This window comes from Streptomyces sp. Z26 (assembly GCF_003665095.1).
In the GTDB taxonomy this organism is placed as follows: domain Bacteria; phylum Actinomycetota; class Actinomycetes; order Streptomycetales; family Streptomycetaceae; genus Streptomyces; species Streptomyces phytohabitans.
In genome coordinates this window covers 569623-577381 of sequence record NZ_RCHV01000002.1, presented here as the reverse complement: position 1 = coordinate 577381, position 7759 = coordinate 569623, and the positions used below count along the sequence as shown (strand labels likewise).

The 7759-nt window shown below is 76.0% G+C and carries 6 protein-coding genes; 2 read left to right on the top strand and 4 right to left on the bottom strand.

Annotated features, from left to right (window positions below; translation table 11 throughout):
- Window positions 1–39 precede the first annotated feature (39 nt).
- On the top strand, window positions 40–264 hold the full coding sequence (locus tag D7M15_RS02595; RefSeq protein ID WP_121515998.1) for an MbtH family protein: 225 nt from the start codon (window positions 40–42) through the stop codon (window positions 262–264).
- A gap of 270 nt (window positions 265–534) precedes the next feature.
- On the opposite strand, the gene D7M15_RS02590 is transcribed toward D7M15_RS02595, so the two are convergent.
- The gene (locus D7M15_RS02590) at window positions 535–1134 is read right to left on the bottom strand and encodes a TetR/AcrR family transcriptional regulator (RefSeq protein ID WP_121515997.1); all 600 of its coding nucleotides are present in this window, start codon (window positions 1132–1134) and stop codon (window positions 535–537) included.
- Window positions 1135–1362: 228 nt separating this feature from the next.
- Between D7M15_RS02590 and D7M15_RS02585 the strand changes: the two genes are divergently transcribed.
- The gene (locus D7M15_RS02585; RefSeq protein ID WP_121515996.1) at window positions 1363–2406 is read left to right on the top strand and encodes an aldo/keto reductase; all 1044 of its coding nucleotides are present in this window, start codon (window positions 1363–1365) and stop codon (window positions 2404–2406) included.
- Between the two features lie 43 nt (window positions 2407–2449).
- On the opposite strand, the gene D7M15_RS02580 is transcribed toward D7M15_RS02585, so the two are convergent.
- From D7M15_RS02580 to D7M15_RS02570, 3 genes are all read right to left on the bottom strand, one after another.
- Window positions 2450–4606, bottom strand: coding sequence for an ATP-binding domain-containing protein (locus D7M15_RS02580; protein ID WP_121515995.1), 2157 nt, complete (start codon window positions 4604–4606; stop codon window positions 2450–2452).
- 71 nt (window positions 4607–4677) lie between these two features.
- A complete protein-coding gene (locus D7M15_RS02575) occupies window positions 4678–5331 on the bottom strand; it encodes a TetR family transcriptional regulator (protein WP_121520113.1) in 654 nt (217 codons plus the stop codon).
- Window positions 5332–5778: 447 nt separating this feature from the next.
- The gene (locus D7M15_RS02570) at window positions 5779–6660 is read right to left on the bottom strand and encodes a GNAT family N-acetyltransferase (RefSeq protein ID WP_121515994.1); all 882 of its coding nucleotides are present in this window, start codon (window positions 6658–6660) and stop codon (window positions 5779–5781) included.
- Window positions 6661–7759 lie beyond the last annotated feature (1099 nt).

The window sequence follows — 7759 nt, the reverse complement described above, 5'->3', positions numbered from 1 at the left end:
CCGCCCGCACCACACCGCGAGAGAACACGAGGAAGCACCGTGACGAACCCGTTCGAGAACCCCGACGGCACCTACTCCGTACTCGTCAACGACGAGGGCCAGCACAGCCTGTGGCCCGACTTCGCGGACGTCCCCGAGGGCTGGACCGTCGCGCACGGACCGGCGCCGCGCCAGGAGTGCCTCGATCACATCGAGGCCAACTGGACCGACATGCGCCCGCGCAGCCTCGCGGAGAGCATGGCGGCGGACGGCGCCGACGCGTAGGCGCGGCGGCGACACCGACCCCCGGGACGCGGCCGTACGCGCCCGTCCCGGGGTGCGCCGCACCGTCCGCCGTACGGTCAGCCCTGCGCGGTCGGTCCCAGCCGTCGACCGTACGGCGAGCGGGTGCGGCGGGCGGACGGAAGCGCGTGCGCCCGCCGGGCGGGCCGGTCCGCGACTCCGCGTTCCACCCGGCGGAGCGGCCGGAGCGGATCCCGGTGGTCTAGGCCGCCCTGTGACGATCCCGTACGCGCGCGCCGTCGCCGGTGGTGGTCACGGTCGTTCCCGGGTGCCGCGCCAGCTGTCCGTACGGGTCACGCCGTCCAGGACGAGGTCCAACAGCCGTTCCGCCTGAGCCCGTTGGGCCCGCGTACCGGCGGTGAGGGTGACGCCCGCCAGGGCGGCCAGGACGTCCTCGGCGGGCACGTCCCCGCGCACGGTGCCCTGTTCGGCGCCCGCGACGCGGAACTCCTCGACGGCGGCGGTCAGTTGCTCGCGGGTCAGGGAGCCGAGCCGCGCGTCGCCGCGCAGCAGGGTCTGGAGCGTCCCCGCCATGCCGTGCTTGGCCGCGAGGTAGTCCAGGACCTCGGACATCCACGCACGCAGGGCCCGGTCGGCGGGCAGTTCGGCGAGGAGGGGCGTGGCGCGGGCGGCGAGGCGTGCGGTCTCGTAGCGGTAGGTGGCGTCGACCAGTTGCTCGCGGGTGGGGAAGCGCCGGTAGAGGGTGCCGATGCCGACGCCCGCGTCCTTCGCGATCTGCTTCAGGGTGGCGTCGGCGCCGTCCCGCGCGAAGGCCGTCGCGGCGGCGGCGAGGAGCTTGTCCTCGTTGGCGCGCGCGTCGGCGCGGGCCGGACGGGGGGACGGTGCGGTCATACGGGGTGCCCTCCTGCGGTCCTCGCGGTTCCCGGGGCGGTCCGGGGCGGGGCGGCTCGCGGCGCCGCACCGCTTGCTATCCGGAGCCGGCTCCGCTTATCGTCCGGAGAAGCGGAGCCGACTCCGCCTGTCGGATGCCGGAACGGTAGCAGGCACCCGTGTGCCCGTACGCCCCGGCCGCTCCGCCCTCCTCCACCCCTCGCCCCACCCCTCGGAAGGACCGCCGCCATGCGCTACCGCACGCTCGGAACCACCGGAGTACAGGTCAGCAACCTCTGCCTGGGCACCATGATGCTCGGGAAGTGGGGCAACACCGACCCCGGCGACTGCGTCGCCCTCGTCCGCACCGCGCTCGACGCGGGCGTCAACCTCGTCGACACCGCCGACGTCTACTCCGACGGCGAGTCCGAGACCCTCGTCGGCAAGGCCATCGCCGGACGCCGCGACGACGTCGTCCTCGCCACCAAGGTGTCCAGCCCCATGGGCCCCGGCCCCAACGAGCGCGGCGCGTCCCGCCGTTGGATCATCCGGGCCTGCGAGGACAGCCTCCGCCGCCTGGGCGCCGACCACATCGACCTCTACCAGGTGCACCGCCCGGACCCCGCCACCGACCCGGACGAGACCCTCGGCGCCCTCACCGACCTCGTCCGCGCGGGCAAGATCCGCTACGCGGGCTCCTCCACGTTCCCCCCGTCCTCCCTCGTCCGGGCCCAGTGGACCGCCGAACGGCGCGGCCGCGAGCGCTTCGTCTGCGAACAGCCCCCGTACTCGCTGCTCGCGCGCGGCGTCGAGGCCGACGTGCTGCCCACCTGCGAGACGTACGGCATGGGCGTCCTCGCCTGGAGCCCGCTCGCCGGGGGCTGGCTGTCCGGGCGCTGGCACCGGGGCGCCGCCGACACGTCCAGCCACCGCACCCGCACGATGCCGTTCCGTACCACCACCGCCCACTACGACCTGGAGATCCCCGGCAACCAGGCCAAGCTGGACGCCGCCACCGAGCTGGCCGCCGTCGCCGCCGAGGCCGGACTGACGCTCATCCAGCTGGCGTTGGCCTTCGTGACCACCCACCCGGCGGTCACCGCGGCGGTCGTCGGGCCCCGTACCGCCGCCCACCTGCACAGCCAGCTGAGCGCGGCCGACCTCGTCCTCGACGCCGACGTGCTCGACCGGGTCGACCGCGTCGTGGCCCCCGGCACGGACCTCAACCCCGAGGACACCGGCTACGGCGCCGCCGTGCTCGCCGACCCCGCCCGCCGTCGCCGCGCCGCCTGAACCACCGCCGAGGCGCCCGAACCCCCGTCCCGCGCACGCCCGTTCACCCTGCGAAGCCGGAGCCGGAGCCGGAGCCGGAGCCGGAGCCGAAGCCGGAGCCGGGCCCGGGGTCGAGCGCCGGGGGCAGCGGCTCGGCGTGGACGACGTGCAGGCGGGAGACGGCCCGGGTGAGCGCCACGTAGAGACGGTTGAGGCCCCGGGGTTCGGCCCGTACGATCGCCGCCGGTTCGGCCACCACCACGTGGTCGTACTCCAGCCCCTTCACCGCCGAGGCGGGCACCACGGTGACGCGGGCCCCGGCGGAGTCGGGGCCGTGGGCGTCCACGCCCGCCGCGCGCAGCGCCGCGCGCAGCTCCGGCGCCGTGTCGTCGGCGGCCACGACGGCGACCGAACCGGCGCGTGCCAGCGCCGAGTTCACCGCCGCGACCGTCGCCTCGGCCACGTCGTCGACCGGCTCGATCCGCGCCTCCCCGTCACGGCGCAGCGAACGGGCGGGCGGTACGTCCACGCCGAGATGCCCCAGCAGGCCGTTGGCGAGTACGGCGACCGCGCCCGGCACGCGGAAGCCCGTGCTGAGCGGTGCCACCACCGCGTCCGGCTTCCCCAGGTGGGCCAGGAAGCGCGGCCAGTCCCGCGCCGCCCACGGGGTGGTGCCCTGCGCGAGGTCCCCGAGGACGGTCAGCGAACCGAACGGGGAACGGCGTGCCACCGCCCGGCACTCCATGGGCGACAGGTCCTGCGCCTCGTCGACCACGACGTGCCCGTACCCGGCGGGCCGCTCGACCAGCCCCGCCACCTCGTCGAGCAGCACCGCGTCCGCCGCCGACCAGCGGGCCGACCGGTACGTGCGCGGCGGCGCGGCCCACCGCAGGGCCCGCTGCTCGTCGGCGTCCAGCAGTCCGTCCGCCGCGACCGCCAACGCTCCGGGATCCGCCAGGAGTTCAGCCAGCACCTGCTCCGGCACCGCGTCGGGCCAGACCGCGTCGAGCAGCTCCGCGACCGGCCGCGCCCGGGAGATCCGCCGCGTCCACGCGGCGGTACGCGGCCCGGCGCGGTGCTCCGCCCGCCGCTGTACGGCGCGGACGAGGCGGGTACGGACGCGCTCGCGCCCGGTGGCGTACGGCGGTTCCTCGGCGCGTACGTCCCGCACGAGCGCCGCCACCTCGTCGGCGGGCACCCGCCACCGGTACGACCCGTCGGGCACGACCAACGGCTCCGACGCGTCGGCGTGCACCCGCCCGTACAGCGCCCGACGCAGGACCTCCGCCATGCGCACGTCGTGCTTGACGCGTGCGGCCGTGTCGTCGTCCCGCGCCGTGACGGGGTGGCGGGCGATCTCCTCGTGCAGGGTGGCCTGCCGTACGCCCGTCTCCCCGAGCGCGGGCAGCACGGCGGCGATGTACGCGAGGAAGGCCCGGTTGGGGCCGAGGATCAGCATGCCGCCGCGCCGTACGCGCTGGTGGTGGGTGTAGAGGAGGTACGCGACGCGGTGCAGCCCGACGGCGGTCTTGCCCGTACCGGGGGCGCCCTGCACGCAGAGGGAGACGGCCAGGTCCGCGCGGACGAGGTCGTCCTGCTCCGGCTGGATGGTGGCGGCGATGTCCCGCATGGGGCCGACGCGGGGGCGCTCGATCTCGCCTGCCAGCAGCGCGCTCGTACGCGTCTCGCCGCGGCCGAGGTGCTCGTCCTCCAGCGCGGTCAGGTCCGCCGAGTCGCCCCGGCTGCCGGGCGCCCAGCCGAAGCGGCGCCGGACGGCGACGCCGCGCGGGTCGCGGGCGCTCGCCTGGTAGAAGGCGCGCGCGACCGGCGCGCGCCAGTCGACGGCCAGTGGGGGTACGGCCGGGTCGCGGGCGACGCGCATGCGGCCGACGTGGTACGCCTGCCCGGCGTGGTCGCCCGCCGCGCGCGGGTCGGGGGCGAAGTCGAGCCGCCCGAAGAACAGTGGGCCCGGGGGCAGCTCCGCCATCTCCTTGGCCTGGCTGCGCAGTTGGTACCCGAGCACTTCGGCGTCGGCGCCGGAGGCGGACGCGTTCTCGCCGACGACGACCTGTTCGCGCGCGCCCGCGACCATGGCGTCCAGGGCGGCTCGGCAGGTGTCGTGGTGGGCGCGTTCGCGGGTGAGGGCGTCGTCGAGAGCGGCGGGCGCGAGCGGCGGGGCGGGTGGCTCGGGCAGGGCGGGGAGCGGGTCGGAGGGTGGCATGCCGCCACGATAATGCAACCCGGTAACGTTTTTGACTTGGTTTTGTTTGTGCGGGTCGACGCGCCCCGTGCTCAGGCCAACTCCGGCAGTCCCGCCGCCAGTTGTGCGAACGCCACCTCGGCGGCGGCCACGGCCGCCCCGTACCGGGCGTCGGCGCTGCCGCCCCCGGTGATCCGCGACCAGTTCTCCCACGCGAGGACCCGCTGGACGGCGACGACCTGACCAGCGGCCAGTCGCGCCCGGAGCGCCGGGTCCGGCTCCCCGTCACCCGCCGGGCCGTACGCGGGGGCGAGCGCGGCGGCGAGCGCGGCCTCGTCCCGTTCCCCGTACGTGTGCAGGCGCGCCACGAGCGACGGCGTCGCGTGCAGCAGCCGGTGGAAGGCGAGGACGTCGGGGTGGTCGTTGAGGCCGGTCACCGGGTCGCGCCGGTCCAGCCCGTCCAACAGGTGCCGCCGCAGCGCCTCCAGCGGCGCGCGGCCCTCGGGGCGGCCCGCGACCACGCGGGCCGCCTCGCCCTCGTGGTCCGCGAACCGGTGCAGCACCAGGTCCTCCTTGGCGGGGAAGTACCGGAACAGCGTCGGCTTGGAGATGTCGACCGCCGCCGCGACGTCCGCGACGGTCACCCGGTCGAAGCCCCGCTCCAGGAACAGCGCGATCGCCGTGTCCGACAACCGCCCGTACATCAGCCGCTTCTTCCGCTCCCGCAGCCCGCCCGCGCCGTCCATACCCTCCGCACCGTCCATGCGGGGGAGCCTACGCAGCGCGCCGTCCGGCCGCGTACGGCGTACGGTCCCGCGCGCCGCCCGGCTCCCCGAACCTCCTGTCCGCGCACGCCCGTTCACCCGTCGCTCCGGCTCTCCCGCACCCGCCCGTCCAGGCGTTCCCCGCGAGGGCCAGCGGCCGAAGGTGGTGGCGTCGACGCCGAGGGACGGGCCGGGGCCGGTGCCCCGCTCGGGGTGGTCGCCCGGGGGCGCGCTGCCCGGCGGAGGCGCCGGGCGAACGCCGACCCGGTGGCGCCGCTCGCGAACCCCCGCACCGCCTTGGCGAACGCCACGGGGGAGAGGGCGCAGCGCGGTCCGACCGTAGGAGGCGGCCCGCGCGGGGGCCGGAGGTGCGCCACCGCGCGCCGAACGGCCGGACAGCGGAACGGTCGAACGGGACGGACCGGCGGGTCAGGTGGCGGGGAAGCGGTAGCCGCTGAAGTCCGCGAGGCGCGTGTAACCGAGGCGCCGGTAGAGGGCGTTGCTCACCGGGTTGGCCGGGTCCGCGTACAGCACGACCTCCGCCGCGCCCGCCTCCCGCGCGGCCCGGCTCACCTCGGTCGTGACGGCCGCCGCGTAACCACGGCCCCGTAGCTCCGGCGGGGTGTAGACGGGGTCCACGCGGACCATGCCGCCGGTCGGCGCCGTCGTCGCCGCCATGGCGGCGGGTACGCCCTCCGGGGTCTCCCAGAACGTGAAGTGCCGGTCCCCGAAACGCGACGCGGCCCAGCGGCCGTCGTCGATCAGGTCGAGGGAGACCCGCTCCCCGACCTCGGCGCAGAACGCCCGGCACCAGCGCACGACGTGCCCGCCGGGCTCCCGGTCCGCCGCGCCCGCCGCGCGGCCCCGGCCCGGCGCGGGGGAGCGGGGCGGGGTGAGCGTGCCGAGGCGGTAGAGGTGCGTACGCCAGAACGGCTCGGGCGCCGCGCCCGTACGCGCCTGCCACGCGCGGGCGAACGCGGCGGCCGTCGCGTGGTCCGCGACGACGCCCGCCGGGGTGGCGCCGAGGCGGTGCAGGAGCGCGGCGGCGGCGTCGGCCTGCCCGGGGGTGAGCGGGGTGGCGCCCACGTAACCGCGCGGGGTGGGGTGGAAGGCCGCGCGGATCTCGCCGCCCGACTCCAGAACGCCGAACACGCCGCTTTCGCCGCCCTCCTGGTGTGCGCCGCGTACCCGAAGTCTCTCGACGTCCGTCAGCACGGTGTTGTGCCGGGCGGGCCGGGAGCGCAGGAATTCCCCGGCGCGGGCGTGGAACTCGGCCACGTGACCGATCACGTGCCACTCTTCGCGAAGCATGCCTCATGGTGCCCGATCCCGGGTCGGCCGGGGAGTGTTCGCGCCGATATCCGCGGACGGCGGAAGGTGCCCGGACCTGCGCCGGAACGGGTCGTACGCCCCGTGTCGCACGTGCCGGGCGGCAGTGACCGCGGTCCGGCTCCGGCGCGCGGCGGCACGTGCCGGGAATACCCGGTGCGGAACATTCGCCGGGTGCGCGGCGGTGCGTATCACAGAATGGATTTTGCGGTACGGCGTCACCGTCGCCAATTCCCCGTCGCGCGTATTCCATTGGGTCGAGGTGTCTCCTGCCGGCCCGGTCGCGCCACCCGCCGCGCTGCCGCAAGCGGAATCGCGGGACCCGCGCCGCCGCGCCCTCGGCGCGTGCGGGCCGCCGGGAGCCGGTGACCGGACGCGGCCGCCCGGCACTTCGCCCTCCGCGCGCGCGGAGCGCGCCCGGCCGCGCGGCACCCGCCCGTCCCGTAGGTGCCTCCCCTCCGTACGTGTACCTGCCCTCCGCGCGCGCGGAGGGCGGGAACGGGGCGAACAGGGCCCGATCCGGAGGAAATCCGTCATGTCGCCCGAGGTGGCCGAGGGTGTCACCGTCGCGGTGACCGTCCGGGGTGCGCCGTTCCGTCGTCCCACCGGAGCCGATTTCCGTCACCGGGCGGGCGTCACCGTGGGTGCCCGCACTGGGACCGCAGGGTGAACGGTGTCCGTTGCGCGGGAGTTCGTCCCGGCACGCACCGGAGACGTGCCACGGTCCCCGTACGGGCGGCGAACGTGCGGACCGGGCGTCGAAACGGGCACGTCCCCCGCTCCCCGTGCCCGTTTCCGCATGCCCACCCGCCCCCGACGAGGCACCGGAACGGGCATTCACGGACACCGAATTGTGCTCCGGGGCAGGAACCGGAAGCGCCCGCCGGAATATCCGGCGCACGTTTCTTGAGCAGGAGTTGAGACTATCCGGAGGGCCAGCGGGAAGGGATGGAGTTTTGCTCCGCGCGCGAGATCCACGTGATAGCCGGAATCTCGCGGAACCGCCCGCGGGGCCTGGTTTTCCCGAACGGGATGCGGTTACGGTGTGCCGCTGAAAGGCGTCACCGAGAGCGCTTACCCG

Excerpts from the sequence above, each read along its gene's own strand:
- D7M15_RS02590 (WP_121515997.1), bottom strand. The coding sequence starts at position 1,134 with ATGACCGCACCGTCCCCCCGTCCGGCCCGCGCCGACGCGCGCGCCAAC.
- D7M15_RS02585 (WP_121515996.1), top strand. The coding sequence starts at position 1,363 with ATGCGCTACCGCACGCTCGGAACCACCGGAGTACAGGTCAGCAACCTC.
- D7M15_RS02580 (WP_121515995.1), bottom strand. The coding sequence starts at position 4,606 with ATGCCACCCTCCGACCCGCTCCCCGCCCTGCCCGAGCCACCCGCCCCG.
- D7M15_RS02575 (WP_121520113.1), bottom strand. The coding sequence starts at position 5,331 with ATGGACGGCGCGGGCGGGCTGCGGGAGCGGAAGAAGCGGCTGATGTAC.
- D7M15_RS02570 (WP_121515994.1), bottom strand. The coding sequence starts at position 6,660 with ATGCTTCGCGAAGAGTGGCACGTGATCGGTCACGTGGCCGAGTTCCAC.